Genomic DNA, 23,027 nt, shown 5'->3' with positions numbered 1-23,027 from the left:
AGCGTCCGCTTCGATGAGCTCTCCCTCCCTGACCCACCTGGTTCTGATTCCAAGTTACAACCCCGGCCCGAAAGTGTATGAGACAGTGCGCGCAGCGCGGCAACACTGGAACCCGGTCTGGCTGGTGATCGACGGCAGCACCGATGGCACCACCGCGCAATTGCAGGCAATGGCTGCCAGCGACGCCGGCTTGCGGGTCATTGTCTTGCCGAAGAATAGCGGCAAAGGCGCAGCGGTATTGCATGGCCTGGAGCAAGCCGCCGCCCTTGGATTTACCCATGCGCTGACGATGGATTCGGATGGCCAGCATCCGGCCGAACTGATTCCCGCCTTCATGGCTGCATCGCAATCCGAACCCGGCTGCATGGTGCTCGGCCTGCCGCAGTTCGACGCCAGCGCGCCGAGTCTGCGCGTGCAGGGGAGGAAGATCTCGAACTGGTGGGCCAACCTGGAAACCTTGTGGGCCGGCATCGGCGATTCGCTGTTCGGGTTCCGGGTGTATCCGATTGCGCCGTTGCGCGCGGTGATGCGGCGTCAGCCCTGGATGCGCCACTTCGATTTCGATCCGGAAGCGGTGGTGCGGCTGTGCTGGCACGGCGTCAAGCCGCTCAACCTGGCGGCACCGGTGCGCTATTTCAGCGTCGAAGAAGGCGGCGTGTCGCATTTCCGCTATCTGCGCGACAACCTGCTGCTGAGCTGGATGCACAGCCGCCTGTTGCTGGGATTCCTGCTGCGCCTGCCGCTATTGCTGGTGCGCAAGCTGCGCTAGCAGCATCACAACAGTCCGCCGTTGATCGAAATGACTTGGCCGGTGATATACGCTGCGCGCGGCGAGGCCAGAAAACTCACCAAATCGGCGACTTCCTCCGGCTGGCCCGCGCGTTTCATCGGCACCATGCGATTTATCGCTTGCGCATCGAATGCGCTCCGGCTCATTTCGCTGTCGATAATTCCCGGCGCCACCGCGTTGACGGTAATGCCGCGACTGGCGAGTTCCAGCGCCAGCGACTTGGTGGCGGCGTTGAGTGCGCCTTTGGCGGCGGAATAATTCACCTGGCCGCGGTTGCCGCTGAGTGCGGCCACCGATGACATATTGATGATGCGGCCCCACCGGCTGCGGATCATCGGCATCATCAGGGTGTGGGTGACGTGGAAAAAACCGTGCAGCGAAACGTCGATCACGCGCTGCCATTGCTCCAGCTGCATGCCCGGAAACACTGCATCGTCGTGAATCCCGGCATTGTTGACCAGGATCTGGATCGGCTTGATCTCAATTCGCGGCTGCAGACTAGCGGCGACTGCCGCCGCATCGGTGACGTCAAACACCAGCACTTCGGCGCTGCCGCCCTGCGCGCTGATCGCGTCCACCACCGCCTGCGCCTGCGCCGGCCTGGAATTCGCATGCACCAGCACATGGTGACCATCGGCCGCCAAACTGCGGCAGATCGCAGCGCCGATCGCGCCGCTGCCGCCGGTAACAAGAGCTTGTTTCATGGATGTGGTCCCGCTTGCAACGGTGGAAGGGGTGAAGGGGTCATGGTTGATGGTCTGCCGCCGGCTGGAGCGCATTGAGGATCACCGCCGCTCTGCCTTCCAGCAGGATGCGGCCTTCCGCGCGGACCCAGAAATCGTACAAGACATTATTGCCATCGCTGCTGAATTGCCTGGCTTCCACCGTCAGATCGGCGGCGATATCGTCGAGCCGGCCGACATGCAATCTGGCCGCACGGACGCTGGCCAGGAAGCCTACTTTCGCCGGTGCCACTTGTGACGCCAGCAGCGCGCCGTGCACTGCCATGGCCTGGGCCGCGTATTCGATGCCGCAGGCAGCGCCCAGCCGCCCATCCAAGCGCAACGGATTGTCGGCCGCCCGATGGCTGATTGCGCTGCAGCGCACAGCTTGCGCATCCCAGTCTTGCACCCGATGCAGCAGGCACATCTGGCCCTGATGCGGGATGTGCGCAGCAATCCACGCATGATCTAGGTCCACTAGGCCCACGATTCGATCTCCACCGCAAGCCGGGTGGTCCCCAGGTAATCGAGCACCAGCGTGGTCGATGCGCGGTTCGCGAGCGCGCGCAGCAGCGGCAGGCCGCGCGCGGCCGGGATTGCGGTTCTGAGATTTTCCAGTGCGATGTCGGTCAGCTGGTCGGCCGGACCGGATGTCAGCCAGACCCTGATCCTGGCCAGCGAGTTGGCGCTGCGCTGTGGCGCCAGCACCAGACCGACGCCGAATTCGTCCGGAATCGGTCTGACCTGGTGCAGCGGTTCCGGATACGTGCTGTCGCAGGCAATCAGCAATGCACTGGCATGGTCGACCACCACCTGGCTCAAGGCTTCCAGCAGGCCGGCTCCGAAGCTGGCGTCGTACGCAGATAGCACCGACGACGACGCCATCGACTTGGCCGCGATGGCCCAGTAGCCGGACGCCGCGTTATGCACCGAATTGTGGAATCGGGTCGGCGAAATTTGACGGTCATCGGAGGCCAGCATCTGGCAAATTTGATGGCAATTTTCGCCATCGCCGCTGGAAGCGGAAAACACGGTCGGCAATCCGGCGCAGTCGAGTCCGGCCGCAGCAGCGGCCTCGAAGCCGACCGCCAGCGACAGCTTGACGATCGGGCCGCAGCGACGCCGCTCTGCCGGCGGCAATGCGGCCGCAGGCGGCAGCACGGTCGGCTGATATTGGTAAGCGGCTTGTCCGGTCAAAATAGCGCGGCCGCTGGGCCAGTCATTGAATCCGGGGCCGAGCAGGCCGATGCCGTCGATATAAGCGGTCAGAGTATGCATGCTGGAAGACTTAATTAGCGCGGCCGAAAATCAGGCTGCAATTGGTGCCGCCAAAACCGAAAGAATTGCTCAGAACCCGATCGACCCGTTGCGCACGATTGTCCAGCAAGTAATTCACTGGCAAATCAGGATCGCGCTGGCGGGTGTTGATGCCGCCCGGCATCAAGCCATGTTGCAGCGCCAATGCACAAATCACCGCTTCGAGTCCGCCGGCGGCTCCCAGCGTGTGTCCGGTCGCGCCCTTGGTGGAACTGCAAGGAGTCGAGGTACCGAACAAGGCGGCCACCGCCCGCCCTTCCGAAGCGTCATTGCTGAGCGTGGCAGTGCCATGCAGATTGATGTAATCGATCTGCGCGGGCAACAGATGGGCGCTGGTCAACGCATTTTGCATGGCGATTTTCGCACCCAGGCCGTCCGGATGCGGCGACGACATGTGGTAAGCGTCGCTCGACTCGCCGATCCCCAACAACAGCACGGCGTCGGCATCGATACTGTCCGGCAGCCGTTCCAGCAGCACCAGCGCAGCAGCTTCGCCGATCGAGATGCCGTTGCGCCCGGCGTCATAGGGACGGCAAGGCTGGGCCGAGATCAGGCCCAGCGCATTGAAGCCATACAGCGTGGTCAGGCATAACGAATCGACGCCGCCGACCAGCGCCGCATCGATGATGCCGGCTTCGATCATGCGCCGCGCCGAACCGAATACTTTGGCACTGGAAGAACACGCGGAAGAAACCACCGCGGCCGGCCCGCTCAAGCCGAAATAACGCTGCGCAAATTTGGCTGCCGAAAAAGTATTGTGGGTTTCCGCATAATGAAAATCCGCCGGCAGCGCGCCTGTCACGCTATCGCGCCGCCGGTAAGCCAGTTCGGTTTGCAGGATACCTGCGGTGCTGGTGCCCAGAAACACGCCGACCCGCTGGCGGCCGTAGCGTCCGATCGCCGTTGCTACCGCATCGGCAAAACCGTCTTGTTCCAGCGCGAGTTGCAGCAGACGGTTGTTGCGGCAGTCAAACGCCTGCAAGTCGGCCCGCAGCCTGACGTCGTCGACGCCGGCGACCGCGCCGATATAGGTGTCGAGATCGACGATATCGAAATCGCAAAGCTGCAGCCCGCTTTTGCGTTGGCGCAGCGCCTCCAGGGTCTGGGAAAGGCCGCGACCGAGACAACTGGTGGCCGTGAAGTGCGAAAGTAAGAGCGGTTTCAAGGCAGCAAGAGAGCGACTCGTCAGTGGGTGTGTCGCGATTCTAGCAAACTAAATCGATTGAACTGTGTTTGGCAGCGTGACGAAATGCAGGCCGGCGTTGGCTGCGGCGTCAAACAACAGCGGCAGCACCGCGATGATCACCGGCACCCCGGCGTCGGTCCGTGCGCAGTTGCCATCGTGCAGCAGCAAGATGTCGCCCGCCTTCAGGTTTTGCGTCAATCTGCGGCAGACCAGCGCCGGGTCCGTGGTGTTGGTGTCAAAACCGCGTGCACTCCAACTAGCCAGACGCAATCCAAGTTTGGCCAGCACCGGGTCCAGAAAGATATTGCGTAAACCAGCCGGGGCCCGGAAGAACATTGGCGCGCAGCCGGTGATCGCGCTTAACGTGTGCTGCCCGGCTTGTATCTCGCGCCGCAAGCCGTAGAGGCCGAGTAGCGAAAAATTGTGGCGGTGCCGCTGGCTATGGTTTTCAACCGTATGTCCGCGTTCGACGATGTTTCTGCAAAGATCGGGATAACGGGCCGCGTTGTCGCCGATGCAAAAAAAACTTGCCTTGACGCGGTAGCGATCCAGCATTTCGAGTACCTGCGGCGTCACGTCCGGGTCCGGCCCATCGTCGATGGTCAACGCAATTTCACCTTGGGCGGCAGAGGCAGGCGGCAATCGGGTCCAGTTCGGGCCGAGCCAGGTGCTGCGCGGCCATAAGCCGACCAGCGTGATCAGCACGTGGTTGGCCAAGATGATCGCCAGTACCCAGCACCAGAGGTGGGGTAACGCAACAATCGTCGCCAGCAGCGCCAGATGCAGCAAAAAAGTGCTGCTGACCAGCGCTGTCGGTCGCCAGCGCATTGGCTTATTTGGCATCATTCGACTTCTGGCTGGCAAAAACCGCCGAAAAAATCAGTGCCAGCACAGCGCCGGGCCCAACCGTAGTGCCGATCGCCTGCAGTACCGGTACTTGCGAGAAGCCCAGCAAGCCAAAGCCGGCCACCGTGGTCAGATTGGCAAACACCAAGGAAGTCAGGGTTTGCGGCGTGATGCCGGGCGCAGGGTGGCTGCCGGAAGCGGACGCGGCACTGCCTGGCTGATTGAAAAACAATGCATAGTTGGAACCCACCGCGACGATCAGCAACAGCCCCACCAGATGCAGGATCGTCAGGCGCTGATCGCACAAGGCCAGCCCGGCGACCACCGTGACTATGGCGCCCAACAGCGGCGCCATCACGCGGATTACCGCTAGCGGCGAGCGCAAGGTGAACCATAACAACAGCGCGATGCCGGCCAAACCGGCCGACGACAACAGGATGGCCTCGCGCAAATAGCCCAGATACAAATGATCGGACTCCGCTTTCAAGTCGACCAACAGTGCATTCGGCTGGCCAGCCATGGCCAGCGCGGCGCGCACCGGTGCGGCCAGAATGCCCATGCCGGACGGCGCGGCGGCTGTCAATGGCAGCACCGCATTCCAGCCGCTGCCGCGCTGGTACAACAGGGAATCGAGCGCCAGCGCCAATGAGGTATGGTTTAAATCGCTGCGCTGCAATGGCGCGCGGCTTTTGGCTGTTGCCACATCGGCGACAAAGGGCGCGAACAGTTCGGCCCGCACCGGCAGGCCGATGGTTGCCTGCTGCAGCCGCTGCCTCAGTTCCGGGCCCGGCAAACTGGCCTGCCGCGCACGTTGCGTCGCCACGCTAGGCAGATATTGGCTGGGGCTTTGAAATCCGGCCAATACGCCCTGCTCCACCAATGGCTGTAAATGCTCAGCAATCTTTTCAGCCGACTGCAATACCGCTTCCCGGTCTGCACCGGACAGGACCACCATGTAACGCACGTCCGGAGCTCCCATATCCGCGCGCAGACCGGCATCGGTGGCCTGATCCGCCTGCGACACCGGGCTCAGGGAAGACAGTTCCGGATTCCACAGCGTAGTGCGGTGCAGCACGACGACCACCGCCGCCGCCAGGATCAGCAGCATCAAGGGCCAGCGCAATGCGCTCGCGCGCCGCGTGACGCCGGATAATCTGCGTCCGATGGCGGACACGTCGCGAATCCGGAAATTGTCGGGCAATAGATGCGGCAACACGAATCGGGTCACCGTCGCGGCCGCGATCAAGCCGGCAATCGAATACAGGCCGAGCTGAGCCAGCCCGGGAAAGCTCGACAGCAACAGCGAAGCAAAACCGGTGATCGAAGTCAGCACCCCAAGCCGGATCGTCGGCCAGAAATCGGCAACCCAGTCGGTCGGGGTACTGCTGCCTCCAACACTCGATTGCCGCGACTGCACGAAAAGATAGATCGAATAGTCGACCGCCTCGCCGATCAGCGTGGTGCCAAAGCCGAGCGTAATGCCGTGCACCGCGCCGAATCCGAGACTGACCGCGGCCACCGCCACCAATGCACCGGAAATCACCGGCAACAGGCCGAGCGCCAACGCGGTCAATGAACGGTACACCAGCCATAGCAAAGTGATGATGATGGCAGTGCTGATGACGGACAGGCGGGTGACCTCGCTTTTGATGGTCTGGCGCGCCAGCACCGAAAACACGCCCGGCCCAGTCATCACCAGCTTGACTGCCGCCGCGCTTGCGCCGTGTTGCTGGCGCGCCGCATCGAAGGCGTGCCGGATTTGCTGCATCGCCTGTTGCTGGCCATCGGTATCGGCCCCGGCGACGCGGGTTTGGACCAGCAGCAGCGCCCGCGCGGCATCCTGCGAAGCCCAGGCGCCATGCTGCATGCGCGGCTGATTTACGCCGTTCATCTGGCCCAGCAACTGCACGATCTCGCCGGTCGGGTCGCGCGGCAGCAGCGGCTTGATCAACAGGCCGGCCGGAGAAACCAGCAAATCGATGGTGTCGCCGATTGCTCCGTGCAAGCCGGCAACGGAAAATCGCTCGGGCGTGACCGCCGGACTCAATAAATAGCGGTTGCCGAACAAGAACGCCTGGTCTCTTTCGGCATTCAGCGGCTCGCCGTTATTCACCGTCACAAAGGCCGGCTCGGCGCGCAGGCGTTTGGCAGTTTCCTTGGACAGTGCCGCACGCAACTCCGTGTCACCGCCTTCGATCCCGATCAAGATCAGCCGCGACACCACTCCTTCGCGCAACTGATCCAGCAAGACCTGCTGTTCCTTGGTCGGCGATTGCGGCAGAAATCCTGACAGGTCGTTGATGAACGTGGTGCGGGCAATCACCACGCAACAAAGCGCCACCCCCAGCAGCCAGGCAAAGAGCGCGATCCGGCGCGACTGCAGCTTCATTGCGCTGCGATCCGATCGATCGTCATCAGCGAACGATCGCCGTCGGTCTGGATGACGTTGATGCTGCGCACATCATCGGCACTGCCGGTGATCTGGATCAAATGAATCTGCGTCGCCATCTTGGCATCGGTTGGCGACAACGACAGCAGCCAGCGCTGCGCGCCGCCTTCCAGTTTCAGTGTATATGCGCGCTCCAACGCCTTGCGGTCGCCTGCCAGCGTGCCACGGATGCTGTCGATGAAAGCGGCCAGCTCCGGGTACTGTTGCAATGACAAGGTGAATTTCTGGCGTCCCCGCACTATCGTCATGACATCGCCTTCGACCCGCATGGTTTCCGGCTTCGGCTTGATCGTGCGTTTTTCCAGAATGTCAGGCGCGATATATTGCAATTCGCCGGAAGATTCCAGCGGCCGATCAAGCATCGCAAGGGTTTTTTTCTCGACGAACGTGGCGCGGCCCGATTTCGCCAGCGCCAGCGATTGCATCAACTGGTCAAGGTTCCAGCCGGCGGCCAACGCCTGTTGCGGCTGCAGCATGGCGCTAGCCAGCAGCAGAAACGCGATCGTATTGCGGAACATCGGTGGTAACGCAGCAGCCTTCATGAATCCATCCTGTTTATTGATGTTACGTATTGGTTACGCATTGTCCACGCAAGACACGAACCGACCTCAGGCCACCGCGCGCTTCGAAAAAAATAAGGAGTATCATCATTTTTATGGCATTTTCCGCATATATTCATTGCGGATATAAAATATACTCCAATAAATACTGGGCATGCGTCACGTCAGCTATTTGCTCTTGGCCGGTGTAGATTGCCAGAAATTGTAAAAATTGAACCAGTTATACGGCGCGCGCCGGCAGTATTTCTCCAGCAATTCGGCATACCGCGCCAGCGCCCGCTGCATCTCGATCTGGCGCTGCCCGCGCGCAGTGCAGGAAAAATCGGCGAGTTGCTCAAAGTGTATCTGGTAGCGGTTTCCCCCCAGATACAGACCGACCATGAAAAACACCGGGCGACGCAGGATTGCCGCCATCCGGAATGGTCCCAGCGGCAAGTTTGCGCTGCCGCCCAGCAGCGTCACCGGCTGCATCACGTCGTCGCCCAGCGTGCGGTCGGCCAGTATTCCGATGACCTTGCCCTGCTGCAGGCATGCATTGACTTTCAGCATCGAATCCACTTTACCCAGCGCGATCACCTCCTGCTGCGCGGCCGGATTGATGGCGGCCAGCATCCGGTTGATCTTGCGCGCATTTTCTTCGTACATGACCATCGCAACCTGCAAGCCGGCATGCCGCTCACCCAGAGCGCGAATGACTTCGAAGCTGCCCATGTGGGCGCCCAACAGGAACAGGCCTTGTTTATCCGCATCCGCTAGCGCCTGCTGGATCAGCGCTTCACCCTCGACCTCGATCTGGAACAGGTCGAAGCGCTGATTGAGTAGATAGATCCGGTCGTGCACGGTAGCGGCAAAACAGAAAAAGTGCCGGTAGATATCGCTCCAGCGCACCGGGCGCTGCAGGATGCGGCCCAGATAATCGCGCGAAGCGGCTCGGCTGGCCGGGGCAAACAGCAGGAAATAGCCGGCAACCAAGCGCAGCACCACGCGCCCCGCAGGCCGGCCCAGCCGCAGCGAAATCCAAGACATGGTGCGCAGCAACAGCAGATTGCCGCGCTCCGGCGCATGTTGCCAGTCGGGCGGATTGTGTGGTGACGACTGCATGTGCTTAACTCGTTTCAGCCGGCACGCGAATCGAGCCGGTCGCGACTTTACGCTCCGCGCTCAGGATGTCGAACTGAATCGCGCCATTGCTCGCGCCACTGTTCACGCCATTGCTCAGCGTTTCGTAGCGCACCGATACCGGCTCGCCCGGGCGCACCGGGCTGAGAAACTTGACCGCGTTGATTTGACAGGCAGACAGGTCGGCCCCGACGCGCTGGCCGATCGCCTGCAGCGCCAGATCGAGCAACAGCGCGCCCGGGACGATCGGTGCGCCGGGGAAATGGCCTGCGAATACCGGATGATCGGCCGCAATTGCCAATGGCAGCTGGCCGGCTGACCCGGATTGGGCAAGCGCCAGCAATTTCAACTCTTCGCGCGGCAATTTCCCGGTCGCATTGCGCGGCAATGCATCGACCAGGATCAGCGGGCGCGGCAGGAACACCGCATCCACCCGCGCCCGCAGCGCCGTCATCAGCGTCGCCGGCGTGCATGCAGGAGCGACGACAAAGGCGGTCAAGCGCGTCACGCCATCGGGCGCTACCTGGTCCGGCATAAAAAAAGCGCCATCGACGACGCCGGCAATCGCATTCAATTGCAGATTCAAATACGTCAGCGAGCTGCGCTTGCCGGCAATGTTGACCAGGTCGGCAGTACGCCCGTGCAGCAGGAAGTGACGTTCATCTATTTGCTCAATCACATCCTGCAGCGGCGTCGCGGATTCGAGATGCGCGCCGCAAGCCCAGCTGACGCCGTCTTGCTGGGTCAGGCGGACGCCGTCGAGTAATTGCCACTGCTGGGTCCGGGTCGGATTGCGGGCGGCGATCTGACCGGTTTCGGTACTGCCGTAAATTTCCAGCAACGGCGCCTGGCACGCAGCTTCCAGCTGTTGCGCCAATGCCAATGACAATGGCGCGGTGGCCGACAGAATCAGGTCGAGCGCCGGCACCTGCAATCCTGCCTGCAGCAGTGCGCGCAAATGGACCGGGGTCGATACCAGCATACGCGGCCGCGGCACGCAAGCGATCGTATGACAAATATCGGCCGGATAGAACGCGTCTCCGGCAGCCAGCGCATTTGCGCTTTGCATCACCATCAGCACCGTCGATTCGAAGCCGAACATGTGCTGCGACGGCACGGTGCCGATCACCGTGTGCTGGCGGCCATCGTTCAAGCCGCACAGGCGTGCGCCCGACTGCGCGTTACGCACCAGCGCGCCCCAGGTTTTCAGGTGCGCACCAGGCGCCCCGGTCGAACCCGAGGTAAACACATAGGCGACCGCTTGCCCGCTATCGACCTCAGGCGCCGCGAAGTCTTGCTCATGTGCCTCCGGCAGCGCTGCCAGTGCGGGAAATTGCAACTGCGGCAACGCGATCGCGCAGTCCTTGCGATCGGTGAGGCAAAATGCATCCGGCGCAAAGCGCTGCAACTGACCGATCATTTCCGGCGTTTGCGCCGGCGGCAGCAAGCTTATCTTTTTGCTCAGCAGCGCCGCAGCCAGGCCAACGGCAAACCGGTAACGATCATTACAGGCGTTCAGCATGTGGCTGCCGGCAGGCAATTTTTCACGCAGTTGCGCGACGTCGAATAGAAATTGGGCGGCGCTCACCGCGCAGCCGTCGCGCCAGGCGATCACGCTATCGGCACGTTTATGGGTGATCAGTGGCAAGGTTGACATGATATTTTTTGGTGCGAGATTAACGGGAAGGCACTTTCCAGACGACTTTGAGGGTATCGAGAATGTGCCCGTGCCGGATATCCGGCAGCAGGACTTTCCTTGCGCCAAACTCCAGCACAAACATCAGGCCAATCAGCGGCGCGGTAAAGAAGTTGGCAAATACCGACCATGTCGACTGCGCGACTGCCACGAAAAGCAGCGTCGAAGCAGCCGCCATCAAAGCAAAAAAAATCGCCCAAGCCTTGGTAACTTGTCTGGTGTAACGCGCAAGTTGCGGCGTCAGCGGGCCATCGATCATTCTTGCAAAATAGGAACACATCGGTTCCCGACCGGGACTCAGGGTGCGCGCAAAGCCCAGGCAGAGCATCAGTTGGGAGCCGGCGTGTTCAAGCCAGTAAATCCGGGCGAAATGCTGGGTCAGCATGTTCCATCCAGCAAACAGTGCCGCAAAACAGAGGCAAAATATCAACAGTGCGGCGATCCGATGACGGGCTTGCCAGGCCATTGCCAGCAGCGCCAGCACAATCGGCGCCAGCGCCAATACGGTGCCCAGCGTTTCAGTTCCATTGCGGCTATTCGTATAGTGCGCAAGACACGCATACGCTACGCCCAGCGCGACGATTGCGATCCCGCGCCCGAGTCTGAGCGCCGCAGACATCAGGCCGGTTTCTGCGCGCTGATGTATTGCGTCAAGCTGCGCAGCGAAGTGAAAATGCGGTGATTGTCATCGTTGTTGGCGCGCAACTGGATTCCATAACGCTTGGAAATCAACAGCGCGACCTCAAGTATATCGATTGAATCCAGTCCCAAACCATCGCCATACAGCGGCTCGTCCGGATTGATCGCGGCGGCGCTCAGGTCCAGATTCAAACCCTGAATGATCAGTTCGGCGATCTCATTTTGCAGGCCGATATCGTATCTCGCTATGCTTTCAGGCTTCATTTTTCTTTACCGGTAAATCAAACGACTCGCTATCGCTTTCAGCGTGGCCGGATATTATAGCGCTCAATCGATCATTGTTTTTTTGCCATGCCCCGGAGCCCGCCGGCCCTGATTTTTATCGCTGCGCCGCTCATCCGTTCATCCGCTATGCGGATTGAAATTCTTGCCCAGCGAGGCCGGCATGTTGAGCTTGATCCAGTTCGCATTGCGCGAAATCAGCACCAGCACCACGATGGTGGCCAGATACGGCAGCATCGACAGTAATTGCGCGGGGATTGCCACCCCTTTGGCCTGGATGTAAAAGCTCAGGATGGTGACGCCGCCAAACAGGTAAGCGCCGATCAGCACCCGCGCCGGACGCCAGGTGGCGAAAGTGGTCAGCGCCAGCGCGATCCAGCCGCGCCCCGCCGTCATGCCTTCGACCCATTGCGGCGTATACACCAGCGACAAAAAAGCGCCGGCCAGACCGCAACAAGCGCCGCCAAACAATAGCGCGGCGAGCCGGATGCGGCGCACGTTATAGCCCAGCGCATGGGCAGAAGACGGCGATTCGCCGACTGCGCGCAGCACCAATCCGGCGCGGCTGCGGTACAAGAACCAGGCAATGGCAGCGCACAGCAGCAGCGACAGATACACCATCGGATGCTGGCGGAACAACGCACGGCCCAGGAATGGCATGTTTTCCAGAAAAGGAATGCCAGAAGCGACGTTATGCAAACTACTGCCGACATACGCAATGCCGATATACGCCGACGCGCCGCCGCCGAACAGCGTCAGCGCCAGCCCGGTGGCGTACTGATTGGTGCCGAGCCAGACCGTCAGCCAGGCGAAAAATCCCGCCAGCAGCATGCCGGCAGCAGCGCCGGCAACAAAGCCCAGCGCCGGGCTGCCGCTATCGACTGCAACCGCGAAACCGATGATCGCGGCCACCAGCATCATGCCTTCCGCACCGAGGTTGACGACCCCGGCCTTTTCGTTGATCAGCAGACCGAGCGCAGCCAGCATCAGCGGCGTGCCGGCGTTGATGCTGGAGGCGATCAAGGATGCGAGTGATGATAAAGAGGCGTCCATTATTTGCTCCAGCGGATTTTGTAATTGATCAAGACATCACAAGCCAGCAGCGAAAACAGCAGGATGCCCTGAAACACGCCGGTGATTGCGTTCGGCATGCCCAGACGCGACTGCGACAGTTCGCCGCCGATATAAAACAGCGCCATGATGAAGCTGGAAAAAATCACGCCAATCGGATGCAGTCGCCCGACAAAGGCGACGATGATGGCGGCAAAACCATAACCGGGCGATACCGACGGCGTGATTTGCCCGATCGGCCCCAGCACTTCACAGACGCCCGCCAGACCAGCCAGTGCGCCGCAAATCAGCATCGAAGTCCATAACGATTTGCGCGACGAAAAGCCCGCATAACGCGCCGCCATCGGTGCCGCACCGCCGACCTGAATCCCGTAGCCCGCGATGCTTTTACTCAGAAACAGCCAGCCGGCCAGCGCCGCCAGCAACGCCAGCACGATCCCCAGATGCAGGCGCGTACCCTGCAGCACAATCGGCAGCAGGAAGTCGTCGGAAAATAGCTTCGATTGCGGGAAATTGAAGCCCTCCGGGTCCTTCAGCGCGCCATGCACCAGAAAACTCAGCAGCAATTGGCCCACGTACACCAGCATCAGCGACACCAGAATTTCATTGGCATTGAAACGGTCGCGCAGAAAAGCGGTAATCGCCGCCCACGCCATCCCGCCCAGCATGCCGGCCAGCAGCACGACGGCGATCATGGCCGCGCCGCCGCTGGCGCCGCTACCATCATCGAAATACAGCGCGACCGCCCCACCGGCCGCAGCGCCGACCACCAGTTGCCCTTCGGCACCGATATTGAAAACATTGGCGCGAAAACAAATCGCCAGTCCGACCGCAATCAGCAATAACGGTGCGACCTTGATGCCGACTTCAGACCAGCCGCGCAGATCCTTGAGCGGCTCCAGGAAAAAAATCGACAAGCCGGCGAGCGGACTCTTGCCCAGCGCCGCGAACAAAATCGCGCCGCACAACACCGTCAGCAACAACGCCAGCAACGGCGACAGCCACGACATCAAGGTGGAGGGATTGGCGCGCGGCTCTAATCGCAGTCGCCATCTGAAGCGAGAATCACGCAGCGGCGCACTTCGCTCCCCTCGCCCGGCATGGTTTTTTGTGGTGCCCGAATCGCCATGCGATTCGCTCGCGGGAGAGGGGTTGGGGGAGAGGGAGGCAGCGGATGCTGGGACGGTCTTTTCACCGCGCTCATCAACCATGACTAGCCTCCTGCCGCTGATCCCACAAACCGCTCATCCACTGGCCGATCAAGGCCACCGTCGCATCAGCGGTAGCAATCGATGGCGACATCCTGCCCTTGGCCAGCACCACCAGCCGATCGGAAATTTCAAACAATTCGTCCAACTCCTCTGAAATCACCAGCAACGCGCAACCGGCGTCGCGCAAGGCCACCAGTTCAGCGCGGATTTGCGCCGCCGCGCCGACATCGACGCCCCAGGTCGGTTGCGCCACGATCAGCACCTTGGGGCCGCGCATGACTTCGCGGCCGACAATGTATTTTTGTAAATTACCACCCGACAGACTGCGCGCCGCCGCCTGCGGTCCGCCGGCCTTGACCTTGAAACGGGCGATCACGTCGGCGGCGCGCTGCACCAGCACGCTATTGCGGATCAGGCCGAAGCGAATCGTCAGCGGCGTTTGCAGCGTCAGCAGCACGTTGTCGGCCAGCGACATGTCGGGCACCGCGCCGCGCCCGAGCCGTTCTTCCGGCACAAAACCCAAACCGCCCCGACGCCGCAAACCCGGCGGCAGATTGCCGGCCGGTTTGCCTTGCAACACAATCGCATCCGGTTTTGCGCGCCGATCCTCGCCCGACAGCGCCGCCAGCAATTCTTGCTGGCCGTTGCCGGAAATGCCCGCCACGCCCACTATTTCGCCGGTGCGCACCGTAAAACTGATGTCGGACAGCGGGGTGGCGAACGGATGGCTTTTTGCCAGCGACAGTTGCTTGACTTCCAGCATAGTCGCGCCCGGCGTGCGCATTTGCCGCTGAATGGTGGGCGGTTCGGCCCCGATCATCAGGCGCGACAGGCTGGCTGCGGTTTCCGTGCGCGGATCGCAGACGCCGGTATTTTTGCCGCCGCGCAGCACGCTGCAGGTGTGGCACAGCGCCCGGATTTCATCGAGCTTGTGGCTGATGTACAAAATGCTGCAGCCCTCGGACGCCAGTTGGCGCAAGGTTTCGAACAGCTTTTCGACCGCCTGCGGCGTCAGCACCGAAGTCGGCTCGTCGAGGATCAGCAATTGCGGCTTGGCCAGCAACGCCCGCACGATTTCGACCCGCTGGCATTCGCCCACCGACAGTGTATGCACATGGCGTTGCGGCTCCAGCTCCAGCCCGTATTGCGCCGCCGTGCTGGAAATGCGCTGCGCCAACTCGTCCAGCTTGGTGTCCGACGGTAAACCAAGCGCGATATTTTCTGCCACGGTGAGGGTATCGAACAGCGAAAAATGCTGGAACACCATCGCAATCCCGAGCGCACGCGCCTGAGCCGGATTAGCGATTTCGACTTCGGCGCCATTCCACAGCACGCGTCCGGCATCCGGCTTGACCGCGCCGTAAATGATCTTCATCAAAGTCGATTTGCCGGCACCGTTTTCGCCCAGCACCGCATGAATTTCGCCCGGTTTGACGATCAAATCGATGCCATCGTTAGCCACCACCGACGGGTAGCGCTTGGTGATTTGATGCAACTCAAGGCGATTGGTCATCGATTGGTCATGGTTTGGACAGGTTGGGAGGAATATTTTGTTGCACAAACTTACAGCAACCTTGCGCAAGTCCGCTATTTTATTCCAGATGCCTAATATTAAGATGCGGATGTAACCGTATTGCGTACAGGTGCTAATCTTGAAGTGCAGATGTTACGGATTGCTCGCGAAAGGCACGAACCAGCATCGGGGCGCAGCGCGTTTCTTAAAAAATAGGGAGTATCACATTTTTTATGGCATTTCCCGCATACATTTATTGCGGCTATAAAATATACTCATATTAATATAGCAAAAACCAATTGAACCAGTCAAACACCAGTGGAACCGCCATGTCCGAAGCTATCCGTTTTTACCATCGCGGCGCAATCCAGAGCGTGCAGGATGTCGCGCCGACCCGGACCATTCTGCAATATCTGCGCGAAGACCTGCATTGCACCGGCACCAAGGAAGGCTGCGCCGAGGGCGATTGCGGCGCATGCACGGTGGTCATCGGCGCATTGCACAATGGCGAACTCGCGCTGAAAGCGGTCAATGCCTGCATCCAGTTGATGCCGACGCTGGATGGCCGCGCCCTGTTCACGGTGGAAGATTTGCAGCAGGCCGACGGCAGCCTGCATCCGGTGCAGCAGGCGATGGTGGAGTGTCACGGTTCGCAATGCGGCTTTTGCACGCCGGGTTTTGTGATGTCGCTATGGAGCGTGTACCTGCGGCACGAAGGCCAAACGGCTGCGCTGTCACGGCGCGAAATCGACACCGCGCTGTCCGGCAACCTGTGTCGCTGCACCGGCTACCGGCCCATCATCGCCGCAGCACAGCGCATGGGCCAATTGCCGCCGGTGCATTTTGACAGCGCCGCACTGGCGCAGACGCTGCAAACTCTGCAACGCGACGACACGTTTAACTACAGCAACAGTGGCCAAACCTTCGTCGCACCGCGCACGCTGGCGCAGCTGATTGCCGCCCGCGCAGCATATCCGGCCGCGCACATTCTGGCTGGCGCTACCGATATCGGGCTGTGGGTCACCAAGCAATTGCGCGACTTGCATGCTCTGATTTATATCGGGCACATCGCCGAATTGCAAACCGTGACCGAACAAAATGGTCAGTTGGTCATCGGTGCCGGCGTCACGCTCAACGACGCTTACGCGGCGCTGTGCCGGCATTATCCAAACGAGTTATCCGAGCTATGGCAACGCTTCGCCTCGGAACCGATCCGCAATGTCGGCACACTGGGCGGCAACGTCGCGAATGGTTCACCGATTGGCGATTCGATGCCTTTTCTGATTGCGCTCGGTGCGCACATCGTACTGTACGGCGGCAATGGAGAACGTAGCTTGCCGCTGGAAGATTTTTACCTTGGCTACCAAAAGAATGCACTGCAAAGCGGCGAATTCGTTGCTGCAGTACGGGTGCCGTTGCCGCAAGCCGGACGGCATTTTCGCACCTACAAACTGGCGAAACGCTTCGATCAGGATATTTCGGCGGTCTGCGCGGCATTTTCCATCGCCCTCGACAACGGCATTATTCAACACCCGCGCATCGCTTTTGGCGGCATGGCCCCGACGCCGAAACGCGCGGCAAAAGCAGAAGCCGCGCTGCAAGGCCAGCCCTGGAATGAAGCCACGTTGCAAAACGCGACGGCGGCAATGGCCGACGATTACGCGCCGCTATCCGACATGCGCGCCTCCGGCAGCTACCGGATGAAGGCTGCGCAAAATTTGCTGCGCCGTTTTTGGCTGGAAACGCGGCCGGATGCACCGCTACTCAATGTTTTTAGTAGTGCAGGCCTGCGTGCCTGCAAGCCGGTGCGTAGTGATACGACCGATGCAGGCACGGAGGCCTGCACTACTTTGACCAAAATCGGGACCGAAATCGGCCGCCCGCATCCGCACGAATCGGCGGTACTGCATGTGCTGGGTGAAGCCACCTATACCGACGATGCGCCGGAACTGCACGGCACGCTGCATGCAGCGCTGGGCTTGTCGGAACAGGCCCACGCCACCATCCGCTCAATTGATCTGGAAGCTGTCAAAACCGCTCCCGGCGTAGTCGCGGTGCTGACTGCGGCCGATATTCCGGGACTGAACGATTGCGGCCCGATCCTCCACGACGACCCGATTCTGGCCGACGGCCTGGTGCAATATGCGGGCCAGCCGATCTTCGCCGTGATTGCCACCAGTCACGACCTGGCGCGCCGGGCGGTACGGCTGGCAAAAATCGACTATGCAACATTGCCGGCGATTTTGACGCCGCAAGCGGCCCGCGCCGTAGAGTCCTACGTGCTGCCGCCGATGCATTTGCAGCGCGGCGATGCGGCCAAGGCGCTGGCGTCTGCGCCGCAGCGCGTCAAGGGCACGCTGGAAGTCGGCGGGCAAGAACATTTTTACCTGGAAGGGCAAGTTTCCACCGCGATCCCGAAAGAACAGCACGGCATGCTGCTGCTGTGCTCGACCCAGCATCCCAGCGAAATGCTGCATGTAGTCGCCCATGCGCTGGGCCTGCCGATACACAACATCACGGTCGAATGCCGCCGCATGGGCGGCGGTTTCGGCGGCAAGGAATCACAATCGGCGCAGTGGGCGGCGGTGGCGGCAATCGCTGCGCATAAGCTGCAGCGCCCGGTCAAGCTGCGCGCCGACCGCGACGACGACATGATGGTCAGCGGCAAGCGCCACTGCTTTTATTACGAATACGAAGTCGGCTTCGATGCGACCGGCCGCATCCTCGCAGCCAAGGTGGAGATGGTATTGCGCGCCGGTTACTCGGCCGATCTGTCCGGGCCGGTGGCGACCCGTGCGGTGTGCCATTTCGACAATGCGTATTACTTGTCGGAAGTGGAAATCCATGCGCTGTGCGGCAAGACCAACACCCAGTCGAACACCGCCTTCCGTGGTTTCGGCGGCCCGCAAGGCGCAATCGCAATCGAATACGCAATCGACGACATCGCCCGCACGCTGGGCATGGATGCGCTGGACGTGCGCAAGATTAATTTTTACGGCGTTGACGACGCCGACGGCAGAAACGTCACCCCCTACAGCCAGAAAGTGGTCGATAACGTGATCCATACATTGGTGGCCGAACTGGAAGCCAGCAGCGATTATTGCGCCCGTCGCGCCGCCACCCGCAGCTTCAATGCCGCCAATCCGGTGCTGAAAAAAGGCATCGCACTGACGCCGGTCAAGTTCGGCATCGCGTTCAATCTGACTCATTTGAATCAGGCCGGCGCGTTGGTGCATGTGTATCTGGACGGCTCGGTGCTGGTCAACCACGGCGGCACCGAAATGGGCCAGGGCGTCAACACCAAAGTGGCGCAAGTGGTGGCGCAGGAACTCGGCATCCGGCTGGCGCGGGTGCGCTGCACGGCAACCGACACCAGCAAGGTCGCCAACACATCAGCGACTGCCGCCTCCACCGGTGCCGACTTGAACGGCAAGGCGGCGCAAGATGCGGCAGGCCAGATCCGCGCGCGGTTGGCGACATTTGCGGCACAACAATACGGCGGCGATGCGGCTGAAGTGCGCTTCGCCGACGATGTTGTCACCAGCAACGGCCACAGCGTCCCGTTTGCCGCACTGGTGCAAAGCGCTTATCTGGCGCGCATCCAGCTATGGTCGGACGGTTTCTACGCGACGCCCGGCTTGCAATGGGATCCAAGCACCATGCGCGGCAATCCGTTTTCCTACTTTTGCTATGGCGCGGCGGTGTCGGAAGTAGTTGTCGATACGCTGACCGGCGAGTGGAAATTGCTGCGCGCCGATCTGCTGTACGACGTCGGTAATTCGCTCAATCCGGCAATCGATCTGGGCCAGGTGGAAGGCGGTTTCATCCAGGGTATGGGCTGGCTCACTACCGAACAATTGTGGTGGAATAAAGAAGGCAAGCTGATGACGCATGCGCCGTCGACTTACAAGATCCCGGCCATCTCCGACTGTCCCGAAGATTTCCGCGTCAAGCTATTCAAAAATCGCAACGTGGCAGACAGCATCCACCGCTCCAAAGCCGCCGGCGAACCACCGCTGTTGCTGCCGTTCTCGGTCTTCTTCGCGATCCGCGACGCGATTGCCAGCGTGGCGGATTATCGGATCAACCCGCCGCTGAATGCACCGGCCACCAGCGAGGAAATTCTGAAAACGGTCGAAGCGGTGGCTGCGCCTTTACTCCCTCTCCCGCAAGCGGGAGAGGGCTGAGGAGAGGGCGGTCATTCAGCGTGATGCCATCGATCACACTTCATGGACGTTTTTCTCGTGCGTATTGCAAGCCGGTGCATGATCGACCTCCCTCTCCCCCAGCCCCTCTCCCACAAGTGGGCGAGGGGAGAAAATCAATCCAATGACTATAAGTTGGCTACAGTTCCTCACCAATCTGAACACACCCGCGGTACTAATCACCGTGGCGCAAGTAGAAGGCTCCTGCCCGCGCGAAGCCGGCGCCAAAATGCTGGTTACAGCCGCCACCCAATGCGACACCATCGGCGGCGGCCATCTGGAGCTGCAAGCTTGCGGCATCGCACGCGACATGCTGCGCCTGCCTGCCGGTACGCTAATAGCAGAACGTAGATTGGAACGTTTTGCGCTCGGCCCCAGCCTCGGCCAATGCTGCGGCGGCGTAGTACATTTGGCGTTCGAGCGTATCAGCGCGAATACGCAATGGCAGCAGGTATTGTCCGAAAGGCTGCAATACGGTCAGGACAGTTGGCGCTTGCTGGCGCTTGATACTGTCACGCCGGCCACCTTGCTCGGTGCCGATGCTGCGCCGCTGCAGGACGCGGCACCTAACTTCCAGCCAACACTGGACGCCAGCCCCACCAATCGGATTCAGCGTGACGCCGCCGGCAAACGCTGGCTGGTCGATGCCTGCCTGTCGCCGCGTCCCCATCTTGTGCTGTTCGGTGCCGGTCATGTCGGTGCGGCGCTGGTGCGTGCGCTGTCTGAACTGCCGTGCCGCGTAAGCTGGATCGATCAGCGCGAAGACCTGTTCCCGGCCGCGCTGCCCGCCAACGTCCAGATCGAAGCGACCGACACGCCCGAAGCGGCAATCGACGCCGCAGCGCCGGACAGCTGCTTTCTGGTGATGACGCATCAACATGCGCTGGACCAACGCCTGAGCGAACACATCCTGCGCCGCATCGCGCAACGCAATGATGTGCAATGGTTTGGCCTGATCGGCTCCCGCACCAAGCGCGCCCAATTCGCCCATCGGCTGCAGCAACGCGGAATTGCACCAGAAACCCTGGCGCGCATGGTGTGCCCGATTGGCCTGCCCGGCATCAGCGGCAAGCAGCCGGCAGTGATCGCCGCCTCAGTTGCCGCGCAATTGCTGGGGGTGTGGGATGTCGAACTAAAAAAGACCATAGAAGCGGATCGAATCATAGATAACGATCAACCCGTAGGTGCGAATTTATTCGCACGCATCAAGGTAAGCCATGTCCTATGACGATCTACGAACAGGCCGTTTCAACGAACGTGGGAGAGCCTATTTCATAACCGCCGTACTAGCGGAACGAGAAAAATATTATTTCAAAAACTTTGTCTGCGCGCGTTTAGTGATGGCAGAAATGCGTGTACTGCACGACAGCGGCGCGGTCAATTCCCTGGCTTGGGTCATCATGCCGGATCATGTGCATTGGCTGTTTCAGTTAGGAGAAAATTTTTCCCTGCCGTCGGTTGTAAAACGCTTCAAAGCGCGTTCCGCACACCGCGTGAATAGACATTTGAATCGCCAGGGCGCTTTGTGGCAGAAAGCATTTTATGACCATGCGGTGCGCAAAGAGGAAGATGTCCGGCACATTGCCCGCTACATCGTCGTCAATCCGCTGCGCGCCGGACTGGTAAAAAATATCGGCGATTATCCCCATTGGGATGCCATGTGGTTGTAGCTGCGGATTTATCCGTGCTGGGAAATGCGAATAAATTCGCACCTACAGAAAAACAGCCGGTTGTTTATTAGAAATAGGATGAAGGAATAATTCATGGCAATCGCCACTGCAAACGAACCCAGGCTGCAAGCCTACCGCGCCAGCATTCTGCATTTCACCGCCGATCCGGCCCTCAATGCCGATTCCCACCAATGGCATGAGGACGGTCTGTTGCTGGTTGCGGATGGCCGCATCACCGCTGCCGGCGACTATGCCCAGCTGCATTCCGGCCTGACGCCGGATACGGTTGTGGTGGACTATCGCGGCAAGCTGATTGTGCCCGGCTTCATCGATACCCATCTGCATTATCCGCAGGCCGATATCATCGCTTCCCCCGCGCCCGGCTTGCTGCCGTGGCTGGAGCGCTACACCTTTCCGGCCGAACGGCAGTTTTCCGACCCGCTGCATGCGGCCGAAGTGGCGACCTTCTTTATCGACGAGCTGTTGCGCTGCGGCACCACTACCGCGATGGTGTATTGCAGCGTGCATCCGGAATCGGTCGAGGCATTTTTCACCGAAAGCGAAAAGCGCAATTTGCGGATGGTGGCCGGCAAGGTGCTGATGGACCGCAACTGTCCGGAATTTCTGCGCGACAGCGCCGAGAGCGGCGCGCGCGATACCGAAGCGCTGATCAAAAAATGGCATAAACGCGGCCGCCAGCTGGTCGCGATCACGCCGCGTTTCGCGCCGACTTCAACCGATGCGCAGTTGCAACTTGCCGGCGAACTGGCGCGCGCTTATCCCGATACGTATGTGCAAACCCACGTCGCCGAAAACCTCGATGAAGTGGCTTGGGTGAAGCAGTTATTCCCCGGCGCGCGCAGCTATCTGGACGTCTACGATCGTGTCGGCCTGCTGCGCCCGCGCGCGATGTTCGGGCACTGCATCTGGCTCGACGACGCCGATTTCAGGCGCATGGCCGAAACCCAATCCGCGATTGCGGTGTGCGCCACTTCCAACCTGTTTCTCGGCAGCGGCTTGTTCGATTTCGCCCGGGCCGATGCGGCGCAAGTGCTGCTGTCGCTGGCAACTGACGTCGGCGGCGGCACCGCGTTCTCGATGCTGCAGACCATGAACGAAGCCTTCAAGGTGGCGCGCATGGGCGGCACTGGCTTGTCGGCGCTGCGCATGTTTTACCTGTCCACGCTGGGCGCTGCGCGCAGCATGCAGCTGGAAGGCACCATCGGCAACTTCGCAGCAGGCGCCGAAGCCGACTTCATCGTGCTCGACCCGCAGGCAACAAAGCTGCTGGCGCGCCGCAGCGCACGCACTGAAAGCCTGGAAGAATTGCTGTTCGCGTTTGCCTTGCTGGGCGACGATCGCAGCGTTTTTGCTACGTATGCGGCGGGGCGCAAGCTGCATCAGCGCTAAGTTCTAGAGCAGAAGCCGGATCTGGCAATAATCGCATACTGATTATTGTATTTTTTAATCCCGCAATAGATACATGCAGATAAGTGCCATTTTTATCACATACTCCCTATTTTTATAAATATATTGTAGGTTGGACTGCAAAACCCAACAGGCGAAATTCACCACTAGCGCTGACGGAGGTTGGGCTTCGCACCGCTCAGCGCCAATCTACGGGGCCCGACTTACGACTGAAACAACATCATTACGGCGTTCCACGAGACGCTGATGAGGCCGGCGTTACACACCCTTACACTTCATTAAATTCGTTTAAATTCAATGATATAGATGCATATTCGGAATAA

General features: G+C 60.5%; 19 protein-coding genes and 1 pseudogene. 6 read left to right on the top strand and 14 right to left on the bottom strand.

Annotated elements, in window-relative coordinates:
* Positions 1-13 precede the first annotated feature (13 nt).
* Entirely contained in the window at positions 14-769 is a 756-nt protein-coding gene (locus KGFNPO_RS00495; RefSeq protein WP_472632614.1) for a glycosyltransferase family 2 protein, read from the top strand.
* A gap of 5 nt (positions 770-774) precedes the next feature.
* Here the strand turns inward: KGFNPO_RS00495 and fabG are convergent, their stop codons facing one another.
* The 14 genes from fabG to KGFNPO_RS00425 form a co-directional block, all read right to left on the bottom strand.
* A complete protein-coding gene (fabG, locus tag KGFNPO_RS00490) occupies positions 775-1,494 on the bottom strand; it encodes a 3-oxoacyl-ACP reductase FabG (protein WP_472632613.1) in 720 nt (239 codons plus the stop codon).
* A gap of 40 nt (positions 1,495-1,534) precedes the next feature.
* Complete coding sequence (locus KGFNPO_RS00485) at positions 1,535-2,002, bottom strand: hotdog family protein (RefSeq protein WP_472634533.1); 468 nt, start codon at positions 2,000-2,002, stop codon at positions 1,535-1,537.
* Positions 1,990-2,790, bottom strand: coding sequence for a beta-ketoacyl synthase chain length factor (locus KGFNPO_RS00480; RefSeq protein WP_472632612.1), 801 nt, complete (start codon positions 2,788-2,790; stop codon positions 1,990-1,992). The genes KGFNPO_RS00485 and KGFNPO_RS00480 overlap by 13 nt, the downstream gene beginning before the upstream one ends.
* Positions 2,791-2,800: 10 nt before the next feature.
* On the bottom strand, positions 2,801-3,994 hold the full coding sequence (locus tag KGFNPO_RS00475) for a beta-ketoacyl-[acyl-carrier-protein] synthase family protein (protein ID WP_472632611.1): 1,194 nt from the start codon (positions 3,992-3,994) through the stop codon (positions 2,801-2,803).
* Positions 3,995-4,042: 48 nt separating this feature from the next.
* Positions 4,043-4,858: a polysaccharide deacetylase family protein gene (locus tag KGFNPO_RS00470; RefSeq protein WP_472632610.1), complete on the bottom strand. Its 816-nt coding sequence runs from the start codon at positions 4,856-4,858 to the stop codon at positions 4,043-4,045.
* Positions 4,848-7,250 carry an MMPL family transporter gene (locus tag KGFNPO_RS00465; protein WP_472632609.1) on the bottom strand — a complete coding sequence of 801 codons (2,403 nt, stop codon included), beginning with the start codon at positions 7,248-7,250 and terminating at the stop codon, positions 4,848-4,850. The genes KGFNPO_RS00470 and KGFNPO_RS00465 overlap by 11 nt, the downstream gene beginning before the upstream one ends.
* Entirely contained in the window at positions 7,247-7,852 is a 606-nt protein-coding gene (locus tag KGFNPO_RS00460) for a LolA-related protein (protein ID WP_472632608.1), read from the bottom strand. Before KGFNPO_RS00460 ends, KGFNPO_RS00465 begins: the two co-directional genes overlap by 4 nt.
* Before the next feature lie 186 nt (positions 7,853-8,038).
* A complete protein-coding gene (locus tag KGFNPO_RS00455; protein ID WP_472632607.1) occupies positions 8,039-8,971 on the bottom strand; it encodes an LpxL/LpxP family acyltransferase in 933 nt (310 codons plus the stop codon).
* A gap of 4 nt (positions 8,972-8,975) precedes the next feature.
* Positions 8,976-10,646 (bottom strand): AMP-binding protein, encoded by a 1,671-nt coding sequence (locus tag KGFNPO_RS00450; protein ID WP_472632606.1) that lies wholly within the window; start codon positions 10,644-10,646, stop codon positions 8,976-8,978.
* 19 nt (positions 10,647-10,665) lie between these two features.
* Positions 10,666-11,304, bottom strand: coding sequence for a COG4648 family protein (locus KGFNPO_RS00445; protein WP_472632605.1), 639 nt, complete (start codon positions 11,302-11,304; stop codon positions 10,666-10,668).
* Positions 11,304-11,588, bottom strand: a complete 285-nt coding sequence (locus KGFNPO_RS00440) for a phosphopantetheine-binding protein (RefSeq protein WP_472614245.1) — start codon at positions 11,586-11,588, stop codon at positions 11,304-11,306. Before KGFNPO_RS00440 ends, KGFNPO_RS00445 begins: the two co-directional genes overlap by 1 nt.
* Before the next feature lie 138 nt (positions 11,589-11,726).
* Positions 11,727-12,659: an ABC transporter permease gene (locus KGFNPO_RS00435; RefSeq protein WP_472632604.1), complete on the bottom strand. Its 933-nt coding sequence runs from the start codon at positions 12,657-12,659 to the stop codon at positions 11,727-11,729.
* Positions 12,659-13,687 (bottom strand): ABC transporter permease, encoded by a 1,029-nt coding sequence (locus KGFNPO_RS00430; RefSeq protein WP_472634532.1) that lies wholly within the window; start codon positions 13,685-13,687, stop codon positions 12,659-12,661. Before KGFNPO_RS00430 ends, KGFNPO_RS00435 begins: the two co-directional genes overlap by 1 nt.
* Before the next feature lie 193 nt (positions 13,688-13,880).
* Positions 13,881-15,401 carry an ABC transporter ATP-binding protein gene (locus tag KGFNPO_RS00425; protein ID WP_472632603.1) on the bottom strand — a complete coding sequence of 507 codons (1,521 nt, stop codon included), beginning with the start codon at positions 15,399-15,401 and terminating at the stop codon, positions 13,881-13,883.
* Between the two features lie 329 nt (positions 15,402-15,730).
* Between KGFNPO_RS00425 and xdhA the strand changes: the two are divergent.
* The 5 genes and pseudogenes from xdhA to guaD all read left to right on the top strand — a co-directional run.
* A pseudogene (gene xdhA, locus KGFNPO_RS00420) lies at positions 15,731-17,134 on the top strand (xanthine dehydrogenase small subunit); the annotation flags it as partial.
* A gap of 117 nt (positions 17,135-17,251) precedes the next feature.
* Positions 17,252-19,588 (top strand): xanthine dehydrogenase molybdopterin binding subunit, encoded by a 2,337-nt coding sequence (gene xdhB, locus KGFNPO_RS00415; RefSeq protein ID WP_472634531.1) that lies wholly within the window; start codon positions 17,252-17,254, stop codon positions 19,586-19,588.
* Positions 19,589-19,730: 142 nt separating this feature from the next.
* Entirely contained in the window at positions 19,731-20,834 is a 1,104-nt protein-coding gene (xdhC, locus tag KGFNPO_RS00410) for a xanthine dehydrogenase accessory protein XdhC (RefSeq protein ID WP_472632602.1), read from the top strand.
* A complete protein-coding gene (locus KGFNPO_RS00405) occupies positions 20,824-21,276 on the top strand; it encodes an REP-associated tyrosine transposase (protein ID WP_472632601.1) in 453 nt (150 codons plus the stop codon). The genes xdhC and KGFNPO_RS00405 overlap by 11 nt, the downstream gene beginning before the upstream one ends.
* A 93-nt stretch (positions 21,277-21,369) precedes the next feature.
* Positions 21,370-22,686, top strand: a complete 1,317-nt coding sequence (gene guaD / locus KGFNPO_RS00400) for a guanine deaminase (protein WP_472632600.1) — start codon at positions 21,370-21,372, stop codon at positions 22,684-22,686.
* Positions 22,687-23,027: the final 341 nt, after the last annotated feature.

The sequence above is a fragment of the Gelidimonas diazotrophica genome, from assembly GCF_055694025.1.
The sequence above is the reverse complement of the archived record's forward strand: the minus strand, read 5'-3'. Positions and strand labels throughout refer to the sequence as shown.

Bases quoted from the DNA above. Each gene is read 5' to 3' on its own strand.
- KGFNPO_RS00480 (WP_472632612.1), bottom strand. From the start codon at position 2,790: ATGCATACTCTGACCGCTTATATCGACGGCATCGGCCTGCTCGGCCCC.
- KGFNPO_RS00455 (WP_472632607.1), bottom strand. From the start codon at position 8,971: ATGCAGTCGTCACCACACAATCCGCCCGACTGGCAACATGCGCCGGAG.
- xdhC (WP_472632602.1), top strand. From the start codon at position 19,731: ATGACTATAAGTTGGCTACAGTTCCTCACCAATCTGAACACACCCGCG.
- KGFNPO_RS00445 (WP_472632605.1), bottom strand. From the start codon at position 11,304: ATGTCTGCGGCGCTCAGACTCGGGCGCGGGATCGCAATCGTCGCGCTG.
- guaD (WP_472632600.1), top strand. From the start codon at position 21,370: ATGGCAATCGCCACTGCAAACGAACCCAGGCTGCAAGCCTACCGCGCC.
- KGFNPO_RS00465 (WP_472632609.1), bottom strand. From the start codon at position 7,250: ATGAAGCTGCAGTCGCGCCGGATCGCGCTCTTTGCCTGGCTGCTGGGG.
- KGFNPO_RS00460 (WP_472632608.1), bottom strand. From the start codon at position 7,852: ATGAAGGCTGCTGCGTTACCACCGATGTTCCGCAATACGATCGCGTTT.
- KGFNPO_RS00425 (WP_472632603.1), bottom strand. From the start codon at position 15,401: ATGACCAATCGCCTTGAGTTGCATCAAATCACCAAGCGCTACCCGTCG.
- KGFNPO_RS00450 (WP_472632606.1), bottom strand. From the start codon at position 10,646: ATGTCAACCTTGCCACTGATCACCCATAAACGTGCCGATAGCGTGATC.
- KGFNPO_RS00430 (WP_472634532.1), bottom strand. From the start codon at position 13,687: ATGTCGTGGCTGTCGCCGTTGCTGGCGTTGTTGCTGACGGTGTTGTGC.
- KGFNPO_RS00440 (WP_472614245.1), bottom strand. From the start codon at position 11,588: ATGAAGCCTGAAAGCATAGCGAGATACGATATCGGCCTGCAAAATGAG.
- KGFNPO_RS00495 (WP_472632614.1), top strand. From the start codon at position 14: ATGAGCTCTCCCTCCCTGACCCACCTGGTTCTGATTCCAAGTTACAAC.
- KGFNPO_RS00405 (WP_472632601.1), top strand. From the start codon at position 20,824: ATGTCCTATGACGATCTACGAACAGGCCGTTTCAACGAACGTGGGAGA.
- KGFNPO_RS00470 (WP_472632610.1), bottom strand. From the start codon at position 4,858: ATGCCAAATAAGCCAATGCGCTGGCGACCGACAGCGCTGGTCAGCAGC.
- fabG (WP_472632613.1), bottom strand. From the start codon at position 1,494: ATGAAACAAGCTCTTGTTACCGGCGGCAGCGGCGCGATCGGCGCTGCG.
- KGFNPO_RS00435 (WP_472632604.1), bottom strand. From the start codon at position 12,659: ATGGACGCCTCTTTATCATCACTCGCATCCTTGATCGCCTCCAGCATC.